At 74.3% G+C, this 280-nt stretch carries 1 pseudogene; it reads right to left on the reverse strand.

The features are described from left to right. Positions 1–280: pseudogene (locus PUR61_RS38375) on the reverse strand (transposase); the annotation flags it as partial.

Raw genomic sequence — 280 nt, forward strand, 5'->3', positions numbered from 1 at the left:
GACCAGTCCAGCTCGCCCCGTGCGCCGAGCTCCTCCAGGACCACCCGGTGGAGCTTGGCCCACACCCGGGCCCTGCTCCACTCGGTGAAGCGCCGGTGCGCGGTGGGCCCGGACGGACCGAAACAGGGCGGCAGCTGGGCCACGTGCACCCCGACGTCGCGACGAACACGATCGCCGCCAGCACCTCGCGGTCCCCGTAGCGGCGCCGACCACCGCCCTGCGGGCGGGTCGGCGCCGCCGGCACCACCAACTGGAACAACTCCCACAACTCGTCCGGCAC

The organism is Streptomyces sp. BE20 (assembly GCF_036322525.1).
Classification (GTDB): Bacteria; Actinomycetota; Actinomycetes; order Streptomycetales; family Streptomycetaceae; genus Kitasatospora.